This is a genomic window from Pseudomonas sp. GD03842 (assembly GCF_029841165.1).
In the GTDB taxonomy this organism is placed as follows: domain Bacteria; phylum Pseudomonadota; class Gammaproteobacteria; order Pseudomonadales; family Pseudomonadaceae; genus Aquipseudomonas.
In genome coordinates, this window is sequence record NZ_JAOCEA010000022.1 from 24,773 (window position 1) to 45,459 (window position 20,687).

A 20,687-nucleotide genomic window follows, 5' to 3' on the forward strand; every position below is an offset into this window, starting at 1 on the left:
TCTCTTGATTTCCGGGATCAGCGCGTTCGCCAGCGCATGCACGAGGGGTCGCATCAGGCCCCGACATCACTGAACTGGTAAGCCAATTGGTTATCTCGCTCACCGATCATGACCCGCGCCATTGGCTTGCCATCGAGCAGGCGTGTCAGGAACTCGCGGCTCATGTCGGGGAGTAAGGTGTTTGTCAGGATCGTGTCGATCATTCGGCCACCGCTTTCGGTCTCGGTACAGCGCGAAACAATCAGCTCGACTACCTCGTCCTCGTAGTCGAACGCCACCTTGTGCGTTTTTTCCACGCGGTTTTTGATGCGGTCGAGCTGCAGGCGGGTGATGGCTTTGAGCATGGCATCGCTGAGCGGGTAGTACGGAATGGTCACCAGGCGCCCAAGGAGCGCGGGCGGAAAAATCTCCAACAGCGGTTGGCGGAGAGCCTTGGCGATGGCTCCGGGATCGGGGACGTTGTTCGGCTCGCTGCATAGATGGGAAATCAACTCGGTTCCGGCATTGGTGGTCAGGAGAATCAACGTGTTCTTGAAATCGATCACGCGGCCTTCGCCGTCCTCCATCACGCCCTTGTCGAAGACCTGGAAGAAGATCTCATGCACGTCCGGATGGGCCTTTTCCACCTCATCGAGGAGCACCACGCTGTAAGGTTTGCGACGCACCGCCTCGGTCAGCACTCCGCCCTCGCCGTACCCCACATAGCCCGGCGGCGCACCCTTGAGGGCGGACACGGTGTGCGCCTCCTGGAATTCGCTCATGTTGAGGGTGATGACATTCTGTTCGCCACCGTATAGGGCTTCCGCCAGGGCCAACGCTGTTTCGGTCTTGCCCACACCTGAGGTGCCCGCGAGCATGAACACCCCGATAGGTTTGTTCGGATCGTCGAGTCCGGCGCGCGAGGTCTGGATACGCTTGGCGATCATTTGCAGAGCGTGGTCCTGACCGAGGATGCGTTTGCTCAGGTGCCGGTCGAGGTTGAGCACTGTTTCCAGTTCGTTGCGCGCCATGCGGCCGACGGGAATACCGGTCCAGTCAGCGACCACCGATGCGACGGCCTGATAGTCCACGGTCGGCAGAATCAAAGGGTTTTCGCCTTGCAGAGCGCTGAGGCGGGATTGCAGGTCCACCAGCGTCTCGCGCAGCTCCCGCCTGGGTACGGCGCTTGAGGGTTGATCGGCGACCCCGGTGTTTTCGCGCAGTTCTGCGCGGATCGCCAGCAACTCATCGACCAGCGCCTTCTCCTCCGCCCAGCGGCTTTCCAGCGCCGTGAGCCGCGCCCGCTCCTCCATAAGCAACGTCTCGCTACTGCACTGACGAATGCCTGTGTCGATCCCCACCGCATGCTCTCGCGCGATGATCTGCAGCTCGGTTTCCAGCGCTTCGATGCGGCGGCGACTGTCGTCCACTTCCGCCGGTACCGCATGCAGGCTGACGGCGACCCGCGCGCAGGCGGTGTCCAACAGGCTGACGGATTTGTCTGGCAACTGGCGCGTCGGAATGTACCGCTGGGAGAGCTTGACCGACGCTTCCAGCGCTTCGTCGAGGATCTGGACCTGATGATGTCGCTCCATGGTCGAAGCCACGCCCCGCATCATTGACACCGCTTTGGCTTCCGACGGTTCGCTGACCGGCACGACCTGGAAACGACGGGTCAGCGCTGGGTCTTTCTCGATGTACTTCTTGTATTCACCCCAGGTCGTCGCGGCAATCGTGCGCAATGTGCCACGTGCCAGAGCCGGCTTGAGCAGGTTCGCTGCATCACTTGTGCCCATCGCGCCGCCCGCGCCGACCAGCGTGTGGGCTTCGTCGATGAAGAGAATGATGGGCTGGGGCGAGGCCTGGACATCTTCGATGACCTGACGCAGGCGCTGTTCGAACTCGCCCTTCATGCTGGCGCCGGCCTGCAATAGACCGATGTCGAGACTGCGCAGCTCTACCTCTTTGAGCGCTGGGGGCACGTCACCTGCCACCAGGCGCAAGGCGAACCCTTCGACCACTGCCGTTTTGCCGACCCCCGCGTCGCCCGTCAGGATCGGGTTGTTCTGACGACGACGCATGAGAATGTCGACCATCTGCCGGATTTCTTCATCGCGCCCGACGATAGGGTCCAGCTTGCCGTCACGCGCCTGCTCGGTCAGGTTGACGGTAAAGCGCTTGAGCGCGTCCTGTTTGCCCATCGCACTCGGCGCTAGGGCACCACGCGCATCGCCTGGGGTTGAGGCGATCTGGAGGCCGTCGCTGGCGCTCAGTGCGTTCTCCGGGGAGTCACCGACGAATTGATCAAACCTCTCGCTCAAGATCTCGACCTTGACCTTGGTGAATTCTGAGGACAACCCCAGCAAGGCATGGCGCAGCGTTGCCGTCTTGAGAATGCCCACGATCAGATACCCCGTGCGCACTTGGCTTTCGCCAAACATCAGGCTGCCGTAGACCCAGCCGCGTTCCACCGCTTCTTCGACGTGAGAAGACAGGTCGGTGATCGAAGTTGAAGCCCTTGGCAGGCGATCCAGCGCATCGGTGAGGTCACGGGTCAGCCTCGCTGGTTCGACGTTGAACTGACGCATGATCCGGTGCAGGTCCGAGTCCTGCAATTGCAACAACTGATGGAACCAGTGAGCCAGCTCTACGTAGGGATTGCCTCGTAGTTTGCAGAAAACGGTGGCGGCTTCGATGGCCTTGTAGCCAACGCTGTTGAGTTTGCCGAACAGCGCTGCGCGGCTAATCTCACCCATGTTCGGTGCTCCTAGCGTAAAGAGGGGACGACGTCACCACGTCGGGCGCTGTCGCGGTTGCCTGATGGGCGTACTGGCGATTGAGTAATAGGTCACGAGCGTCCCCCCCGGGTTGCCCCAGCCAGGTGTCGAAGCCGAGACGCAACTGACCGTTCAATTGAAAAACCGGGGCGTGGGAGTGTCGAAGCACCAGATTGAGGTCCCAGTCCATCTCGCGCCCCATATACTCATCGACCCACGCCGCGAGATGGCCAAGTGGCTTACCCCCGGGCAGCATGGCTCGGTATTCGTCGAGCGTGAGCGGTCCCAGACGGATACGAAACTTGTGTTGCCGATCCCACACATGGCTCCCGAGGCAAAAGTCGACACCCAGTTGATGGGCGCTGATACCGAGACGGTTGCGCTCCGGAACGTCCAGCCACTGACCGATGTACTCCTCGATTTCCACTGGCAAGCCGAAATAGCTTTCCAGAATGGCCTTGAGCCCGTCGGGATAGCGGGTTTGCGCCGCAAGGTGCCCGCTGAAATGCAACGTGGCAGTCTTGGGAATGAGCCCCTGGCCCAGCAAGCCAGGCATGCCGCGTCCGCTGATAGCGGCGAGTCGCGCAGACCAGTAGTCATCGTCGGGACGGTCATGACTGACGGTCGGTCGCGCTTCGGCCCAAGCCCTGTAGAACAGGCTCAGCAGGCGATGATGGAACACATCCAGAAAGCGTTTGCTGGTGCTGTCCGCGTGATTGCGCTGGCGCTCGCGTATGTACTCGGTCAGGTGCAATGGCAATGGGCCGTTGGGGCCGCCAAGGCCAAAAAAGAATTGCTCCAGGCGTGCGGGTTGGTGGTTCTGCGCTGGGGTCAGTGCGGCCAGCGTGGAAGGCGCGAATGCACAATCGGGCTGCTGAGCAAGTCGCAATGGGTCATCTTTCAGACGCAGTGAACGGCCCAGGCGCGGCGATTCGGGGAATTCGCATTCGATTCGCCGCAGCGCCTGGAAAAAGTCATAGTCCCAAGGCGCCTCATGCATGTCAGCGAGCCTACTCACAGCGTCGGCCGCCTGCCAGGCGTGGCTTTCCATCGAGTGATCTCGCCGCGCTCGTGGGTGCGAATCACCGTCTCGGTAAAACTGTTGATAGAGACGTAGCGCGCCAGGAAGCGCTCAAGCACCGCACCCAATAAGAATACACCGGTGCCCCGGAAGGCGTTCTCGTCGAAAGTCAGGGTGATTTCCAAGCCGCGACCGAACCCAATGGGACCCTTCATCGGCAGGCGCCGTGTGCAAGGTTTGCTGCTGACATCGTGTAGCCCCTCGATCTGCAATTGAAGGGCAGGATCGTGATCATTGCCGTAGAGGCGCAGCAGTTCCCGCAAAACGGCCGCTCCCTGGCCTTTTTCATTCAAGGACAGGTAGTTCAAAGACAACTGGCTGATCAAACGCCAGGCGGTGCTGTCGTGTGCGTGGCTGGCACGAGGTCGGCTCGGCTCGGCGACACAGCGAATCGATTTGACCGGTGCACTGTCGGCCAGCGTGAAGTCGGTGTTGCCGCCTCCTACGTTCATGAAGAGGGGCAGGTCGCGGTTGGTGCACAGCGCAGTGATACCCAGTTGTCTCAAGTCGTGGCGATAGGGCGCTTGGCGACCGTCTACCAGGCTGACGAAGGTCTCACTCCCCACGTAAGGCGAGCGGTTACCGGTGCGGCGCTGTTCGCTGGGGAGCATGCGAGGCTCGCGACGCAACGTGTAAAAGGCCTTGCCCCGGCCGTATCGCGAGGGGTCACGTACCGCGTAAAAGGGCAGGAAGGGTTGTTCTGGCCCGGTGCCGTGACCGACGACGCCGGTCAGCGAATGGATTTCGAAATCAGTCGGCCGCGTGCGGTCGGCGATCACATGATGCTCGTTGACCCGCTCAGACAGGTGGATGCGGTCCACGCGACGCGGAAAAAGATTGATCGCCGGGGTGCAGAAGGGCACGAACTGTTGTGGTCCGACGTTGCCCTCCAACGTTGGGTCAAACCGCCCGAACAATACGATCAGTTCCAACTCCGCTCCCGAGCAGCGCTGTACGGCGCGCCGCAAATGGGTGAAGTTGACGAACAGATAGCGTTGGGGCAGCGCGAAGTATTCCTGCAGTAGCCGATAGCCCTGGAATGCCTGTGCCACGACGGGCATCGCGGCTTCTCGATCATCGAAGCCGCAGGGTTGCAGGGCGTCGCTCGGCAGGCGTTCGACCCAGTCTGCACCCGGTTGGCGAACGAACACCGCGCAGGCATTGCCCATCAGCTGTTCGTACAGGCGAAACGGCAGTTCGTCCGCGCCCTTCAGATACAGGGGAAGGTCGTCCAGGGCGAGGGTGTTGAACGGGATCTCGGCGCCGGTTTTCAGTGAAATGCGCAGGCCGGCCTTGGCGTCGGGTTCGCTGGCGGCGAGACGCCCGAGCACGGTGGCAGGATTGCCAAAATAATCAGCGCCGCCGAGGCTCAACGGCCACAGCGTCACCGGGTGAACGCTGCGGTATTCGCAGGCGGTCTGGGCATCGGGGCCGAGCGTTGCTCGCAGCACGCGATCACGGGGCAGGGTAAAACCGTCCTGCAGCGAGCCTTCTTCCGGATCGACCTGCATCTGCACCACGGTCATCGAAGGGGTGGGGGCAAGGTAATGCGGGTAGGCGATTTCCAGCAGGCTGTGGGTGAACGTCGGGTATTGGGCGTCGAGCTTCAATTGCACCCGGGCCGTGAGATAGGCAAAGCCTTCCAACAGGCGCTCGACGTAGGGATCGGCGCATTCGATGCCTGAGAGACCGAGGCGCCCGGCGACTTTCGGGTACTCCCTGGCAAACTCCGCCGCGCTTTCGCGCACGTGTTGCAACTCCTGGCTATAAAACTCCAGCAGGCGTGGATTCATGAACGTCTCCGCTGTTCGGCAGGCATGACGTGCACATGGCCGGATTCCAGATCCAGATCGGTGCGCAGCAAAAGTGGCAGCGCCAAAGGCTGCGCCCACAAGTCGCCCTCGATTTCGAAGCTCAGGGCGTTGTGGGTCATATGCTCAGGCGACGCCTGGGCGCGTACACGCAACGTGTGGCGCAGTATGCGTGGCTCATAGGTCGCAATGGCTCGGTGGATCAGACCCTCAAGAACGCGGACATCAACGCTCGACGAGCTGTTGCCCGCCAGCGCAGGCAAGCCGTAGTTGATCACCGACGTCGCGGCTGCCAGGTCCAAGGAACCTTCTACATTCAGCGACGAGGTGGTATTCAACAGCCAAGTCAGGTCACGTACTACCGATGCTTTGAGTCGAGTGGCCGACATGACCCGCTTGTCTGCGCCTTCCTGCAGGTTGGCGGGCTCTTCATCGGTGAGACGGTCCAGCAACGAAGGCTGCAGACGCTCGCGCACGTTCATTTCCAGAGGTAACGCCATAGGTCGGGCACCGAAAACGGAGTCGATAAAGGTGGTAGACGCCCCCGGCGAGAAGTACCGAGGGCGTCAACAATCAGCGTTTGGTGTTGGAGCGGATATTCCAGCCGTACTTGATCGGGCCCCCGTCCTTTGTGCCGTCGGCTTTCTGTGGCTGGTACTCCACCAGCACCTGCGCGAAGTTAAGGGTGATGGTTTCGGTGAGGCGATCATCGCCGCCTGAGCCACCGGTGGTCAGCGATGTAATCAGTACTTCTTCCAGGTTGATCACCAGGTATTCGACCTGGCTCTCCCCGCCGGCCTTGCGCACCGTCAAGGTGACCTTATCGATGTGCTTGCCGCTGGAGCAGTGCATCATCAGATTTGGCGTGGCCTTGTCGACGTACTTGGTCAGCGACAGGTCCTGAATGTTGACCTTGCCCGCTCCGCCCCCGCCGCCGACGTGCATGTTGCCGGACTGGGACATCCCCCACGTCCAGGCCAGCACATCGATTTCGTCCTTATGGGCCTGATCCATGGACTCGCCCTTGATGTCGCCAATCTTGATGAAAATATCAACAGCCATTTTTTCTCCCTTGTGGTCTTCACCACGTTGTGGTCAGTCGGAGTCGATGCCCGACTGTTTGTGAACGACACGCTCTTTTTTGAAGCGTGGGTTCCGCTATGCGCTTTTTGCCGAGGGCAGTCTGGAAACCAGCCGCAGCGAAACTGTCAGCCCTTCGAGCTGATAGTGCGGACGCAGAAAGAATTTCGACTGGTAATAGCCCGGTTTGCCTTCCACATCCTCGACTGTCACTTCTGCTGCAGCCAACGGATGCTGGGCCTTGGAGGTTTCGGTGGAATGCGCCGGATCGCCGTCGACGTAGTTCAGAATCCAGTCCTGCAACCAGCGCTGCATCTCGTCCTTTTCTTTGAAGGAACCGATCTTGTCGCGCGCGATGCACTTGAGGTAATGAGCGAAGCGGCAGGTGGCGAACAGGTACGGCAGGCGTGCCGCCAAGTTGGCATTGGCAGTGGCATCCGGATCGTCGTACTCGGCAGGCTTTTGCAATGACTGAGCGCCAATGAAGGCTGCGAAATCGGTGTTTTTCTTGTGCAGCAACGGCATGAAACCGTTCTTCGCCAACTCGGCCTCGCGACGGTCGGAAATGGCGATTTCGGTCGGGCACTTCATGTCGACGCCGCCGTCGTCGGTCGGGAAAGTGTGTGCGGCGAGATTGCGGACCTCGCCCCCGGATTCGACGCCACGAATTCGTGAGCACCAGCCGTAATGCTTGAACGAGCGGTTGATATTGACCGCCATCGCATACGCGGCGTTGGCCCACGTGTACTTGGCACTGTCGGCGCCATCGGTGTCTTCTTCGAAGGCAAAGGCTTCCACCGGATCAGTTTTGGCGCCGTAGGGCAGGCGCGCCAGGAAGCGTGGCATCGTCAGTCCGATATAACGCGCGTCTTCGGATTCGCGCAGCGAGCGCCAGCCCGCGTATTCGGGTGTGGTGAAAATTTTGCTCAGATCACGTGGATTGGACAGCTCCTGCCAAGAGCCCATGCCCATCACCGTCGGCGAGGCGGCTGCGATGAACGGTGCGTGCATGGCTGCGCAGGTTTTGGATAACTCTCCGAGCAACTCGACGTCCTGCGGCGACTGATCGAAGTAGTAATCACCCACCAGGCAGCCGTAAGGTTCGCCACCGAACTGCCCGTATTCTTCTTCGTACATTTTCTTGAAGATCGGGCTCTGATCCCATGCCGTGCCCTTGAATTTCTTCAGCGTCTTGTGCAGATCCGTCTTGGAAATATTCAACACGCGGATCTTCAGTTGCTCATCGCTTTCGGTGTTGTTGACCAGATGATGCAAGCCACGCCACGCGCTTTCGACTTGCTGGAACTCGGCGTGGTGGATGATCTGGTTAACCTGTGCAGTGAGTTTGGCGTCAATGGCCGCAATGATCGCCTCGATGGAGGTGATGGCATCGCTGGCAACCAGATCGGTCTGTGCCAACGCCTGTTCGGCCAGCGTGCGCACTGCGGTTTCGACCGCTTCTCGAGCGCGCTCGGTCTTGGGTTTGAATTCTTGCAACAGCAGCGAGGCGAACGCATCGGCGTCTTCGGTCTGGCTGGCCTGTGGCTGATTGTCGTGCAGCAATTCGGTCATGATCGTTCGTCCTGATTAGGCCTTGGGCTCGGCTTCGTCGGGTTTTGGCGCACTGGCCAGGGCCTGCAACAGGGCAGGGTCCTTGATCGCTTTCAAGATGATTTCTTCGGCGCCGGTTTTGCCGTCCATGTAGGTCAGCAGATTGGCCAGTTGGGTACGGGCTTCCAGCAACTGACTCAGGGCATCGACCTTGCGAGCCACTGCGGCGGGGCTGAAGTCGCCCATGCTCTCGAACGTGATGTCCAGGCTCAGATTGCCTTCCCCGGTCAGCTCGTTCGGCACATGAAAGGCGACGCGGGGCTGCATGGCCTTCAGGCGGGAATCGAAGTTGTCGACGTCGACTTCCAGAAACTTGCGATCCGCCACCGCGGGCAGCGGCTCTGCAGGCTTGCCCGTCAGGTCGGCCATGACGCCCATCACGAACGGCAACTGGACTTTCTTTTCGGCCCCATAGAGCTCGACGTCGTACTCGATCTGCACCCGTGGGGCGCGGTTGCGCGCAATGAATTTCTGAGAACTGGTGTTCGCCACGTTGCTCCTCCTGGTCGCTCCTGCGACGTGATTGGTGTCATCGGTCTTGGCCGGTAACGGATTGCGGGTTCTTTGCTTGAAGGGGCGCACAGGCAGGCGCCCCGATTCATTCGGCTTCAGGGCCCCGCAAGTTTTCGAATTGGGACAGACCGTCGGGAATCAGATTGCGCACGATGGCGGCAAAGTCGCTGTGGACCAGGCTCTTCGCTCGGTTCAGCAGCAACGGCAGCGGGCTGGAAGGCTCGTGGCGGGCGTAGTAGCTGAGGATTTGCTCGAGGCTGCTGATTACCCCTTCTCGGTTGGCGATATCGCTGCACATGCGAGGCATGGTTGCGTTGATTTCGACTGCTGCGGTCTCTTGGGAACCCTCCCGCAGCGGGGCGAGGCGTTCCGGGGTGGACGCGTATTCGCCCAGAATCTGCAGGGCCTGCTTGAGCGGTTGCTTGAGTGCAGAGAGATCGACACCGCGCGCGGAGCCGACCTGACGTGAAACGAACTGCTCGATCGCATCTGCTGTGCTGTGGGCTTCCTGTAACGCTGCGCGCAGCTCGGACAAGTGTTCGGGGTCACTGTCACGCAGCGCGCCTGCCAGCTCGTTCGGCGTCAAGTGTTCGTCCGCGACAGCCTGCAAACCGCTGGCATGCAATGCCGCTCGCAGGCTGATCGGGCCTAGCGCACGCGATCGAGTCAGCAGGCTTTCGCGCAGCAACCGGATAGTCGTCTGGCATGCGATACCGGAAAGCACGTTGATGCGTACTGTGGGATCGTCATGGTCATCGGCCTCCAGTCGCGGGTACAGGGTGGACCAGTACTGACCGATCAGACCGTTAATCAGCGTCAGGCCATTGGCCAGCCCTTGAAAGCCGTGGAGGGCCAACGCGCTTTGCAGAAAAAAATGGGTGATGCGCAAGTCTTTGCTGCGCTGCAAGAGCGCGACGGAGAACTGTTCGATTTGCCGCCAATCTGGCGGTTCTGCGGGATGCACGGCTTCGCCCATCGTGCGCTCGGGCTTACCTTGGGCGTTGCGCTCCAGTTCTAGAAAGTCCGCGTCGTATTCCAAGTTATCGCCGCACGGAGAACTTGCGGAAACGGGTGCGAGCAACAAAAAACAATCCGCCAAGATCGATCTCCTTATCGGCGTGGGGGAACTCACTAACTGACGAAGAAACTTCCTACAAGAAATAAGGAAATGTCGTTCTAGCTGATCAAGCTTGATGGCAAGCGGGTATCGGTGAATTCGAAAAGTTGTTTATTTTTGTTGTGTAAGTTTCCGAATGTCAAGGTAAGCTATGCGCCGCTTCAGACAGATTCGTACACTAATGGGGTATGTAATTTCTCAGTGGTCGGCAGTATTTCTCGGGTTTTATAAGATGTGTAAGATTGTGTAAAAGAAGTTTAGAGTCTCCGTTTGCTGAATGAATCTTGACTGGTTCAATCTATCGAGAGCGCGGTTTTAAAGGGTCTCGGCGTTCAGGAGGCGAGTGCAGGGCGGCGTTGTGCCAATCGGATGGACCGGCGCTGCCTTCCGCCAAACGGCTGCGCATCATTTTGAAAAACTTTAAGCAGCAGGGCTCTTTAGCCATTAAGTCGCACTCGGCAATGACTAAATGTTTCCAGAGCAGGGATAGTTCCGTTGTTAATGGCATTACGCTAGTTATATACGTATGGCTGCTTTCAACCAGGCAACTGTGGGGGCGCGCTAGTCGGCACGTGTTCGGCGCGGGGCTGTTAGCACTGCCCCAAGCTTTACTCACACATTCACACTAAGACGAATTGAACTTTGAGCTTCTGTCCTGCCCCGTATGCAGTCGTGCCTACGAGCAGCCTTGTCCATAGAGGCATCGCTTCCTGAATGAGCGATAACGGAATAAGGGATAGCCAGTCAGTTCGTCATGAGGGCGCAGGATGTTTCAAAGAGTTGGATTGGCCGCCGCCATGGCGCTGTTGCTGATGGCGTGTTCCCGACACATAGCACCGCCGAACCCGTTTGAGGGGGCCACTGAAGCCTCCCGGGTTGTACTGCATTTTACCGCCGCTGACGGGCTTAACCCTGGTGGGAGCGGTCAGCCTGCGCCGGTTCGGGTGCGTCTTTTCGAGCTGAAAAACGCCGCGAGTTTCAATCGTGCCGACTACTTCGCCCTAGCGGAGCGAGCGCAGGATTCGCTGGGTAGCGACTTGGTCGATCAGGACGAAGTGCTGCTGCAACCCGGCCAGCATCTGACGGTCGAGCGGACGCTCGATGCCGCCACGCGGCGGGTCGGGCTGGTGGTTGGTTATCGTGAGCTCGACCAGGCGCTCTGGCGCGCTGTGCTCGATGTTCCCCCGCGCATGTCCCACGAATTCGAGATCGCCCTCGACACCCTGGCGGTCCGTACCACCCTGTCCGCCCCTTCAACTCACTCTGCTCACTAGGCATTCGGAGAACTCATGTCCTGGAATAATCGTGTGGTCTGGTCGGAAGGCATGTTCATTGGCACCCAACACTTTCAGCAGCATGACCGCTACCTGGAAAACCTCATCGATGCACGCAGTCGTCCTTTATCGGCAGGCGCTTGGGGGTTCTCCGAGTTGTTGCTGGATGAGGGTCTGCTAAGTCAGGGCAAGCTGGCGATCACCTCTGCACGGGGGCTGTTGCCTGACGGCACGCCGTTCAACATTCCCCATGACGACCTGCCTCCCGCGCCACTGCACGTCGAAAGCGGTCCGCGCGACGCCATTGTCTATCTTGCGTTACCGCACAAACGTGCAGGGCAGCGAGACACGGTGGATGAAGGCGAGGCTGTGGGAGGCGCTCGATTCATCAGCCAAGTGCGTGAAGTAAGGGATGACAATTCGCCGTTCGAAAACCGGGCTCCGGTGGCGGTGGGCGCGCGGGCGCTACGTCTGCTGACCGACACGGACGGGCTGGGCGAATATGCCGCCATCGGGGTCGCCCTCGTCTCGCAAAAATCGGCCGATGGCGCATTGCGCCTTGATCACCGCTACATCCCGCCGGTACTCGACGTTGCGGCTTCCAAACCCCTGGCGAGCTTTCGCAGTGAGCTGCTGGGCCTGCTTCATCAACGGGGCGAAGCGTTGGCCGGGCGGGTTGTCGCTTCGAGCGCTGGCGGCGTTTCGGAAATTGCCGACTTCATGTTGCTGCACCTGATCAACCGGGCCGAACCGCAGCTTCGTCATCTCAGCGAACTAAGTCCGCTGCACCCGGAGCGGTTCTACAGCGAACTGGTCAGTCTGGCAGGCGAGTTTGCCACGTTCGCCCAGGACGACCGGCGACCTCGAACCTATGGGCATTACAGGCACGATGCCCTGGCCGAGACCTTTGAACCGGTCATCCTCGCCTTGCGCGAAGCCTTGTCGATGCTGATCGATACCAAGGCCACGCCAATCGACATCGTTGAAAAAGCCTACGGTGTCCATGTCGCGATGCTGACGGACCGCACCTTGATCGATCATGCCTGTTTCGTTTTGGTGGTGCGGGCCGACATGCCCGGCGAGACCTTGCGCAGTCGCTTCCCTCAACAGAGCAAGATCGGCTCGGTGGAACACATTCGTGATCTGGTGAACCTGCAATTGCCGGGTATCAACCTGATGCCGTTGCCGGTGGCCCCACGGCAGATTCCGTTTCATGCGGGCTCTACGTATTACGAGCTGGATCGTGGCAGTGAACACTGGCAACAGCTGGCGCATTCCGGGGGCTTCGCCTTACACATTGCAGGCGAGTTTCCCGGCTTGAGCCTCGCGTTTTGGGCCATCCGGGGATAACGCACGATGCCTTCCAATCAAAACCCGTTCAACCACCCGATCTCCGGCGGCGATTGCTCACATTACATGCCTCGCCTCTACGACCTCGCTCCGCTGGCGCCTGAGTCCGGGAGACGCGCTTCGCCTGAATTATCGGCGTCTGCTAACCCATTGCCGCTCGGGCAGGCGCAGGGTCTCAATCCGCTGGAAGCCGCTGCCGGCCCTCTACTGGCCATGCTCACCCGCTTGCGCAGAACCGTCGATCACCCAGCGCCCGCCAGTTTGCGTGCCCAGTTACTGGGTGAACTGTGTGAGTTCGAATCGCGCGCTGAAGCGGCTGGAGTAGTGCGCAACGAGGTGCTGCTCGCGCGTTACGCTCTGTGCACCGCGCTCGATGAAGCGGTACTCAGCACACCGTGGGGCAGTACCAGTGAGTGGGGCAAGCAGAGCTTGCTGATCACGGAACACAACGAAGCCTGGGGGGGTGAAAAGGTCTTTCAGTTGCTGGAGCACTGCCTGCAAAGCCCCCGCGAACGCCTCTATCTGCTCGAGCTGCTCTACCTGTGTATGTGCCTGGGTTTCGAAGGTCGCTATCGGGTAATGAACGAAGGCCGCAGCCAACTCGAAGCGCTTCGCGAGCGTACCAGTGCCGCTATTCGCAGTGCCCGTGGTGAGTATGAACATGCGTTGTCGGCCCATTGGTGCGGCGTGAACGTCGTGCACCCGAGGGTTTCGCAGTTCGTGGCGCCTTGGGTGGCCCTGGCGGCGGGCGTCGCATTGTTGCTGGTGCTGCTGCTCGCCCTGCGGATGACACTGGCCTTCGAGGCCGAGCCCGTGTTCAAGACCATTCATGCATTGAGCGAGATTCCGATACAGGCGATCAGCCCGCCCCTCCTTCAGCCCAAACTGTATGAGCGGCCACGCCTGGCCGGCTTCCTGGTGGAGGACATCAAAGCTCACCGTATCGTTGTGGAAGACGCGGTAGACCGTTCAGTCCTGACGATTCGGGGCGATCAGGTTTTCTCTTCGGGCAGCGCCACGGTTGTCGATGACTACCAGCCGCTGATGCTGCGCATTGCCGATGCTATTCGCAAAGTCAAAGGGCAGGTCCGGATTACAGGGCACAGCGACAACCAACCCATTGCCACCTCACGCTTCCCCTCCAATTGGGCGCTGTCTCAAGCTCGTGCCCAGCAGGTACTGCACATTCTGGCAGCAAAGACCGGCCAACCCGAGCGCTTTTCCGCCGAGGGTGTAAGTGACACCCAGCCGCTGGCTTCCAATGCCACTGAGCAAGGTCGAGCGAAGAACCGTCGGGTGGAAATCGCGGTATTGGCGGAGGGAGTGGAGTGAAGGGATTTGTAGGTTTTGTCATCCGTTGGGTCGTGCCGATCTTTCTGTTGGTCGCATTGGGCATCATCATCTGGTTCATCGGTCCCGTGATTGACGTGCTCGTGCCCGACCATCGACGTTGGGGGCTGATCGGTCTGCTGTGCGTGATCTGGATCGCGTGGCGAGGGTTACGCGTTTTACAGGCGCGACGGGAGGCCGCCAAGCACCTGCAGCGCCTGAGGGCGGAAGCGGCACAGGACCCTGTCCGCCTGGCAATCGCCGAGGAATTGACGACCTTGCGCCAGCGTATGGACGAGGCAGCCAGGCTGCTTGGGAAAGCGCGTCTGGGCGGTAATCAACGGCGAAACCGCTTCGAATTGCCGTGGTACGTCGTTATCGGTCCGCCCGGCTCGGGCAAGACCACCGCGTTGGTCAACTCGGGATTGCATTTTCCGTTGGCGGCCCATGAGGGGGCTCGACGCATTGCCACGACGGGCAGCTGCGATTGGTGGCTCACCGATGAGGCGGTTCTTCTCGATACGGCCGGTCGTTACACCACGCAGGACACTCACGCCGAAGCGGACAAGGCCGGCTGGCTGGGCTTTCTTGACCTGCTGAAAACCCAGCGGTCGCGTCGGCCCCTCAATGGTGTGTTCATTGCGGTCAGCCTGTCCGATTTGCTGCTGGGCAGCGAGGAGGAACGTGCGGCACAAGCGACAGCGATTCGCTCGCGCATTCAGGAGCTTTATACCCGGTTGGGTTTGCGTTTCCCGATCTACGTCATGCTGACAAAGTGCGACCTGGTGCCTGGTTTCGTGGAATTTTTCGATGCATTGAGCCAGGAAGAGCGGGCGCAGGTATGGGGAATGACCTTCACGCTCGACCATGGCGTTCAGGAGGGCAGTCGGCAGGCTGAGGGCCCACTGGATCGCTTCGCGGACGAGTTCACTTTGCTGGAGCAGCGCCTGAACGTGCGACTGGTGGACCGCTTGCAGCAAACGCGCGACTCCGCCCGACGCGATTTGATTTACGGCTTCCCGCAACAGTTCGCTGCGTTGAAAGAAACCCTCGAAGCGTTTCTGAGCGCGGTATTCAAGCCTAACGTTTTTGAAGCCCCAGCGTTGCTGCGTGGTGTCTACTTCACATGCGGTACGCAGGAGGGCCGTCCGATCGACCGTTCGATCGGTGCCATGGCCCAAAGCATGGACCTCGACGATCAGCCGTCGGTCCTTGCGACCGGGACCGGCCGCAGCTATTTCATCGAGAGGCTTTTCACTGCTGTTGCCTTTGCCGAGCGCGGACTGGTCGAGATCGATCCGCGGACCGAGCGGCGGCGCAGGTGGTTTGCACGCAGCGCGTTGGGGGCCACCGTCGCAATCGTGCTGGCGGTTGGCACGCTCTGGCTATTCAGCTTTCGAGCTAACCAGGCGTTCATCGCGCAGGTCGATCAACGGGTCGTACCGCTGGAACAGAGCGTGCAGAACCTCAGCCCGGCGCAGCGCGAGGTACTCGCCGTCCTGCCATTGCTCAATGCAGTGCGTAATCTGGCCAGCGATCCGCCATCCCTGGCCAGAGGCTTCGGCCTGTATCCGGGCAATCTGGAGGCTGAATCGGAGAGCGTCTATCGCAAGTTATTGAACGCGGTGTTGGCGCCGCGTCTGGTCTCTCGTATCGAGGAACAATTGCGGAGCAGTCACAGCTCGGACTTTCTTTACGAAGGACTCAAGGCCTACCTGATGTTCGCCGAAAGCAACCACTACGACCCTGACTTCATCAAGGCATGGGTGGCGTTGGACTGGGAGCAAAACCTGCCGCGAGATCTTTCTCCCGATCAGCGTTGGGCGCTGAATGAACACCTGCAGACGCTGTTTACGCGCCGTCCGCCGCTTGCGCATGTGGACCAGCATCTGATCGATGACCTACGTCGGCACATACAGCAACTGCCAATGGCTGAACGCGTCTATGGCCGCATCAAGCGGATGAAGCTTCCAGAGCGTGTGTCGTCGTTTCGACTGACCGATGCTGCCGGCCGGGATGCCGCTTTAGTCTTCTCACGTAAAAGCGGCAAACCACTGAGCGATCCGTTAAGTGGTCTGTTCACCGCCACAGGCTATCGAGAGGTGTTCCTCGCGGCCAATCTCAGCCAAGCTGCCGCGCTGATCGACGAGCAATGGGTGCTGGGGTTGGACCGCGCGGATCAGCAGAACGTCGTCACCCTTGCCAGCGAGGTGCGGCGCTTATACTTCCTGGATTATCAGCGGCAGTGGGACGCCCTGCTCGCGGATCTCGATTTGGTACCCGTCACCAGTGTGGCTCAGGCGGCGGAGGCATTGCGAATCATCTCCGGGCCTGGCTCGCCGCTAAAAAAACTGCTGGTGGCGGTCGCAAGGGAAACCCATCTGCATCAGCTTGACGAAGCGATGGACGAGCATGGTCTCGAGGCCGGGGAGGCTGTTGACCGGCTCAAACAGCGGTTGGGTTCACTACTTGGGCAGGAGCAGCAGAACAGCGCGTTGAGGTCGGTCGCGAACGAGGACCCGGTCAGCGCGCATTTTGCAGATCTCCGTGCATTCGTGAGTAAAGGCGCGAGCGAACCGGCGGCCATCGAAGATTTGCTTGCCGACATGAACGCGCTTTACGTTCAGGTCAGCGCCATGGCGGGTGCCAGCGGTGAAGCGTTATTAGGCGAGGCCAAAAATTCCGCGAGCGCCGCAGCTGCGAGAGTCAATCTGAACGTCGAGCGCCAGCCGCCGGCGGTGCAAGGGCTGGTGAAATCGGTGGTCGGCGCCACCACCAGTACGTTGATGGGCGGTGTGCGGGATCAACTGAACGCGGCATGGATCAGCGATGTGGTGAACGTCTATCGCAAGTCGCTGAGCGGTCGCTACCCGCTGACCCCGGGAAGCGAGCGCGACGCTACCCTCGATGACTTCGGCCAGTTCTTCGGTGTGGGTGGAGTGATGGACAGTTATTTCCGCAAATACCTGCAAAGCTACGTCGATACCTCGTCGTCAGCCTGGCGTTGGCAGCCGGGGGCGGCTCAGAAATTGGGAATCAACGTATCGGTGTTGCGGACATTCCAACGGGCGGCGGCAATCCGTGATGCATTCTTCCGCGCCGGGGGTGTGCAGCCCACCGTGCGCTTCGAACTCAAACCCGTGGCGATGGAGGCGTCCATCAACCAATTCCTGTTGGACCTCGACGGTCAGCAAGTCAGCTACGACCACGGTCCAAGCCGATCTGTCGCCTTGCAGTGGCCCAACCCTGGTAGCGTTGGCGGAGTGCGCCTGGCGATCTCCCCGCCTGCGGCCAGCGGCCATGGAGGGCTCACATTGGATGGCCCGTGGGCCTGGTTTCGCCTCCTCGATCAATCCGATCTTGCCGCGGGTGAGGCACCGGATCGCTTCAACCTTCGATTGTGGCTCGACAACGCCAGCATTTCCTACGAACTGCGTGCCAACAGTGCATTCAATCCGTTCAAAAGCCGACTTTTGAGTGGCTTCAGACTGCCCGAGCGGTTATGAAGACGTCGGTGGGCTTGCAGCCGGCTGACCTGTCGTAACGATGGTGTCAGCTGTGAGGTGCCACAAGACTTCATTCCGCCACGGGGTGCCTGGAGACTGCGGCCACCGCCCACCTCGGCCAAAGTACCGTTGGCCGAGGGCAGCAAAGGTTGCTGCATGACTCGCGACGCCAGCACCGGGCCGACGGGCCCAGCGACGACCGATGCCTGTAAAGGAAATACTTTTCCACAAGCCCGCAAGGACGAAAACCAGCCCGATCAGGTTAAGCAGGGCTAGGGCGCCCTGTTTATCACCAAGTCATTTTCCGATAGCTGCTGTCAGAGATTTCTCTAACCTCTCATGACCTTTCATATAGCTGAGTCGGAAACATCCCCCAATGACCGCCATATACCGCCGTCACCTGCTGTTGATACTTACCTTCTGCCTTGCCCCGTTGACTACCGTCCACGCCAGCGAGTGCCAACAGTATGAACCGGTAGACACCACCCTCAGCGGCACCCTCACTCGCCAGGTCTTCCCTGGCCCTCCGAGCTTTGAGGACGTCGTCACAGGGGACGAGCCGCAGGTCGGCTTTTATCTCTCGCTCTCAGAGCCGCTATGCATGAACGGCAATGACCATGAGGGGGACGTCAGCGTCGAAGACAATGAGACCCTCGTTCAATTGGTGCTCCAGACCAGCGATTACGACAAGCTACGTCCGTACCTCGACCAGCCGGTCGTCCTCAAAGGCAGCTTGTTCGGTGCGGTCAGCGGCTACCATCACACTCAAGTGCTGATGCAAAAGGTGCAATTGATCAGCGGCATGCCCGCCGCGCCCGTTGACTGCGATCTGCTGAGTCACAACGACGGCAGGCAGGAAGAAACCTACACTCCGCCTCTACAGGGCAAGATCATTGGCGGCAATGCCTGGGTCTACCAAGCCCCGCAATCCACCTGTACTGACAAGCGCCGCTCCATCAAAGCGGGGACCCTCGTGAGCGTCACCTCCGTGGCCAGTGGTGGATGGGTGCGCGCCGACGTTGCCGACGACAATGGACCGTCGCAAACCGTGTGGTTGGATCAGGCGCAGGTGCTGTTGGGCCTGGGGGATGTGGAGGAGGAGTGAGGTCGCTGCGCTTGGTCTCGCGATCCTTTCGCGACGGCACGTCTGACAGCCTGAAGCCTTGTAAAACAGAAAAGCCCGCACGTCGGCGGGCTTTGAGGTGTAACGCAGCTTTCCAGGACGTCCGGGAAGCGCTGAATCGAAGATGGCGCACTTGGCGGGATTCGAACCCACGACCCCTGCCTTCGGAGGGCAGTACTCTATCCAGCTGAGCTACAAGTGCAACGCGGGCGCCATAATACTCATCTGGCCTGCGTGCGTCCATGCTGGCGAACGACTGTTGTTGATTTCGCACGTTTTGGCGCTCAGGGAGGGCGTTGATCGGAATCTTTCTCCCGCAGGGCTACAAGCGTTCTTTTTTTCGAACGGGCTATTGTCCTTTACCCCTGTTGTCCCTAGGATTCGTTTGAGATTTCAAACGCTCCCGCTCAATTCCCTGCGCTTTTGCGGCCTGTGCGTGGGCAGCCCGGTGAATGTTTTCCTGACGGCAGCCTCCTTAGAGGCGCCTTTGAACAATCAATAATTCGCTCCGCGTCGCGCGGTGCTGTTTAGGAGGCCGACATGCAGCTCAAAGATTCGAAGTTGTTCCGCCAGCAGGCGTATATCAATGGCGCCTGGGCCGATGCCGACAGTGGCCAGACCATCAAGGTGAACAACCCGTCGACCAACGAGATTCTGGGCACCGTGCCGAAAATGGGCGCTGCGGAGACCCGCCGAGCCATTGAAGCCGCCGACAAGGCATTGCCTGCCTGGCGTGCCCTGACCGCTAAAGAGCGTGGCGCCAAGCTGCGGCGCTGGTTCGAGCTGATGATGGAGAACCAGGATGACCTCGGTCGCCTGATGACCCTGGAGCAGGGCAAGCCGCTGGCGGAAGCCAAAGGCGAAATCGCCTACGCTGCGTCGTTCATCGAGTGGTTTTCCGAAGAGGCCAAGCGTGTTTACGGTGACGTGATTCCGGGCCATCAGCCAGACAAGCGCCTGATCGTGCTGAAACAGCCCATTGGTGTGACCGCTGCGATCACTCCATGGAACTTCCCGGCGGCGATGATCACCCGCAAGGCTGGCCCTGCGTTGGCGGCCGGTTGCACGATGGTCTTGAAGCCTGCATCGCAAACCCCGTATTCCGCTCTGGCACTGGCCGAACTGGCTGAGCGTGCTGGCATTCCGGCGGGCGTTTTCAGCGTCGTCACAGGCAGTGCCGGCGACATCGGAACCGAACTGACCAGCAACCCGATCGTGCGTAAGCTGTCGTTCACCGGATCGACCGAGATCGGTCGTCAATTGATGGCCGAATGTGCCCACGACATCAAGAAAGTCTCTCTGGAGCTGGGCGGGAACGCGCCGTTCATCGTGTTCGACGATGCGGATCTGGATAAGGCCGTCGAAGGCGCGATCGTTTCCAAGTACCGCAACAACGGTCAAACCTGCGTCTGCGCCAACCGCATCTACGTGCAGGACGCCGTTTACGACGCTTTTGCCGAGAAGCTGCAAGTCGCTGTTGCCAAACTGAAAGTGGGCGATGGTTTGGCAGAAGGCACCACGACCGGTCCGCTGATCGACGAGAAGGCCGTCGCCAAGGTCAAGGAGCACATCGCCGATGCCTTGGGCAAGGGTGCAAAAGTGCTGACCGGCGGCAATAGCCTGGAAGGCAATTTCTTCGAGCCGACTATTCTGGTCAACGTGCCGAAAGACGCTGCTGTGGCCAAGGAAGAGACGTTCGGCCCGCTGGCGCCGCTGTTCCGCTTCAAGGACGAGGCCGAAGTCATTGCGATGTCGAACGACACCGAATTCGGCCTGGCTTCGTATTTCTACGCGCAGAACATGAGCCGCGTCTTCCGAGTGGCGGAAGCGCTGGAGTACGGCATGGTGGGCATCAACACTGGCCTGATCTCCAATGAAGTCGCGCCGTTCGGTGGTGTCAAGGCTTCCGGACTGGGCCGGGAAGGGTCCAAGTACGGCATCGAGGACTATCTGGAAATCAAATACCTCTGCCTCTCCGTCTGAAGCGGCTGCGCTGCGTCGCGACATTTTGAGAAGTTAGAAGATTCAGCCCGCCGGGCGCGAGAGCGACGCTCGGCGGGTCTTTGTTGTAACGAACCTGTTGGGCGGTCGGGAGGCCGGGGCAGTCGATCATCGTATGCTGCCGCTGTTGACCCC

At 60.1% G+C, this 20,687-nt stretch carries 14 protein-coding genes and 1 tRNA gene; 6 read left to right on the forward strand and 9 right to left on the reverse strand.

What is annotated here, in order from left to right; translation table 11 throughout:
- Positions 1 to 53 precede the first annotated feature (53 nt).
- From tssH to tssA, 8 genes are all read right to left on the reverse strand, one after another.
- A complete protein-coding gene (gene tssH, locus N5D61_RS24105) occupies positions 54 to 2,735 on the reverse strand; it encodes a type VI secretion system ATPase TssH (protein WP_279894445.1) in 2,682 nt (893 codons plus the stop codon).
- A complete protein-coding gene (gene tssG, locus N5D61_RS24110) occupies positions 2,728 to 3,807 on the reverse strand; it encodes a type VI secretion system baseplate subunit TssG (protein WP_279894446.1) in 1,080 nt (359 codons plus the stop codon). The genes tssH and tssG overlap by 8 nt, the downstream gene beginning before the upstream one ends.
- Positions 3,771 to 5,630: a type VI secretion system baseplate subunit TssF gene (tssF, locus tag N5D61_RS24115; RefSeq protein ID WP_279894447.1), complete on the reverse strand. Its 1,860-nt coding sequence runs from the start codon at positions 5,628 to 5,630 to the stop codon at positions 3,771 to 3,773. The genes tssG and tssF overlap by 37 nt, the downstream gene beginning before the upstream one ends.
- The gene (tssE, locus tag N5D61_RS24120; RefSeq protein WP_279894448.1) at positions 5,627 to 6,148 is read right to left on the reverse strand and encodes a type VI secretion system baseplate subunit TssE; all 522 of its coding nucleotides are present in this window, start codon (positions 6,146 to 6,148) and stop codon (positions 5,627 to 5,629) included. The genes tssF and tssE overlap by 4 nt, the downstream gene beginning before the upstream one ends.
- 73 nt (positions 6,149 to 6,221) lie before the next feature.
- Complete coding sequence (locus N5D61_RS24125; protein WP_108237583.1) at positions 6,222 to 6,710, reverse strand: type VI secretion system tube protein Hcp; 489 nt, start codon at positions 6,708 to 6,710, stop codon at positions 6,222 to 6,224.
- A gap of 96 nt (positions 6,711 to 6,806) precedes the next feature.
- Positions 6,807 to 8,300 (reverse strand): type VI secretion system contractile sheath large subunit, encoded by a 1,494-nt coding sequence (tssC, locus tag N5D61_RS24130; RefSeq protein ID WP_108237584.1) that lies wholly within the window; start codon positions 8,298 to 8,300, stop codon positions 6,807 to 6,809.
- 15 nt (positions 8,301 to 8,315) lie between these two features.
- On the reverse strand, positions 8,316 to 8,831 hold the full coding sequence (gene tssB, locus N5D61_RS24135; RefSeq protein WP_108237585.1) for a type VI secretion system contractile sheath small subunit: 516 nt from the start codon (positions 8,829 to 8,831) through the stop codon (positions 8,316 to 8,318).
- A 106-nt stretch (positions 8,832 to 8,937) separates the two neighbouring features.
- Positions 8,938 to 9,951 (reverse strand): type VI secretion system protein TssA, encoded by a 1,014-nt coding sequence (gene tssA, locus N5D61_RS24140; protein ID WP_108237586.1) that lies wholly within the window; start codon positions 9,949 to 9,951, stop codon positions 8,938 to 8,940.
- Between the two features lie 785 nt (positions 9,952 to 10,736).
- Between tssA and tssJ the strand changes: the two genes are divergently transcribed.
- From tssJ to N5D61_RS24165, 5 genes are all read left to right on the forward strand, one after another.
- Positions 10,737 to 11,243: a type VI secretion system lipoprotein TssJ gene (gene tssJ / locus N5D61_RS24145; protein ID WP_279894449.1), complete on the forward strand. Its 507-nt coding sequence runs from the start codon at positions 10,737 to 10,739 to the stop codon at positions 11,241 to 11,243.
- 15 nt (positions 11,244 to 11,258) lie between these two features.
- Positions 11,259 to 12,593 carry a type VI secretion system baseplate subunit TssK gene (gene tssK / locus N5D61_RS24150; RefSeq protein WP_279894450.1) on the forward strand — a complete coding sequence of 445 codons (1,335 nt, stop codon included), beginning with the start codon at positions 11,259 to 11,261 and terminating at the stop codon, positions 12,591 to 12,593.
- Between the two features lie 66 nt (positions 12,594 to 12,659).
- A complete protein-coding gene (locus N5D61_RS24155) occupies positions 12,660 to 13,925 on the forward strand; it encodes a DotU family type VI secretion system protein (protein ID WP_279894478.1) in 1,266 nt (421 codons plus the stop codon).
- The gene (tssM, locus tag N5D61_RS24160; protein ID WP_279894451.1) at positions 13,922 to 17,428 is read left to right on the forward strand and encodes a type VI secretion system membrane subunit TssM; all 3,507 of its coding nucleotides are present in this window, start codon (positions 13,922 to 13,924) and stop codon (positions 17,426 to 17,428) included. Before N5D61_RS24155 ends, tssM begins: the two co-directional genes overlap by 4 nt.
- Before the next feature lie 376 nt (positions 17,429 to 17,804).
- Positions 17,805 to 18,533 carry a DUF4431 domain-containing protein gene (locus N5D61_RS24165; protein WP_279894452.1) on the forward strand — a complete coding sequence of 243 codons (729 nt, stop codon included), beginning with the start codon at positions 17,805 to 17,807 and terminating at the stop codon, positions 18,531 to 18,533.
- A gap of 143 nt (positions 18,534 to 18,676) precedes the next feature.
- On the opposite strand, the gene N5D61_RS24170 is transcribed toward N5D61_RS24165, so the two are convergent.
- A tRNA-Arg gene (locus tag N5D61_RS24170) sits at positions 18,677 to 18,753 on the reverse strand.
- Positions 18,754 to 19,091: 338 nt separating this feature from the next.
- On the opposite strand from N5D61_RS24170, the gene gabD reads away from it, so the two are divergent.
- Positions 19,092 to 20,534 carry an NADP-dependent succinate-semialdehyde dehydrogenase gene (gabD, locus tag N5D61_RS24175; RefSeq protein ID WP_279894453.1) on the forward strand — a complete coding sequence of 481 codons (1,443 nt, stop codon included), beginning with the start codon at positions 19,092 to 19,094 and terminating at the stop codon, positions 20,532 to 20,534.
- Positions 20,535 to 20,687 lie beyond the last annotated feature (153 nt).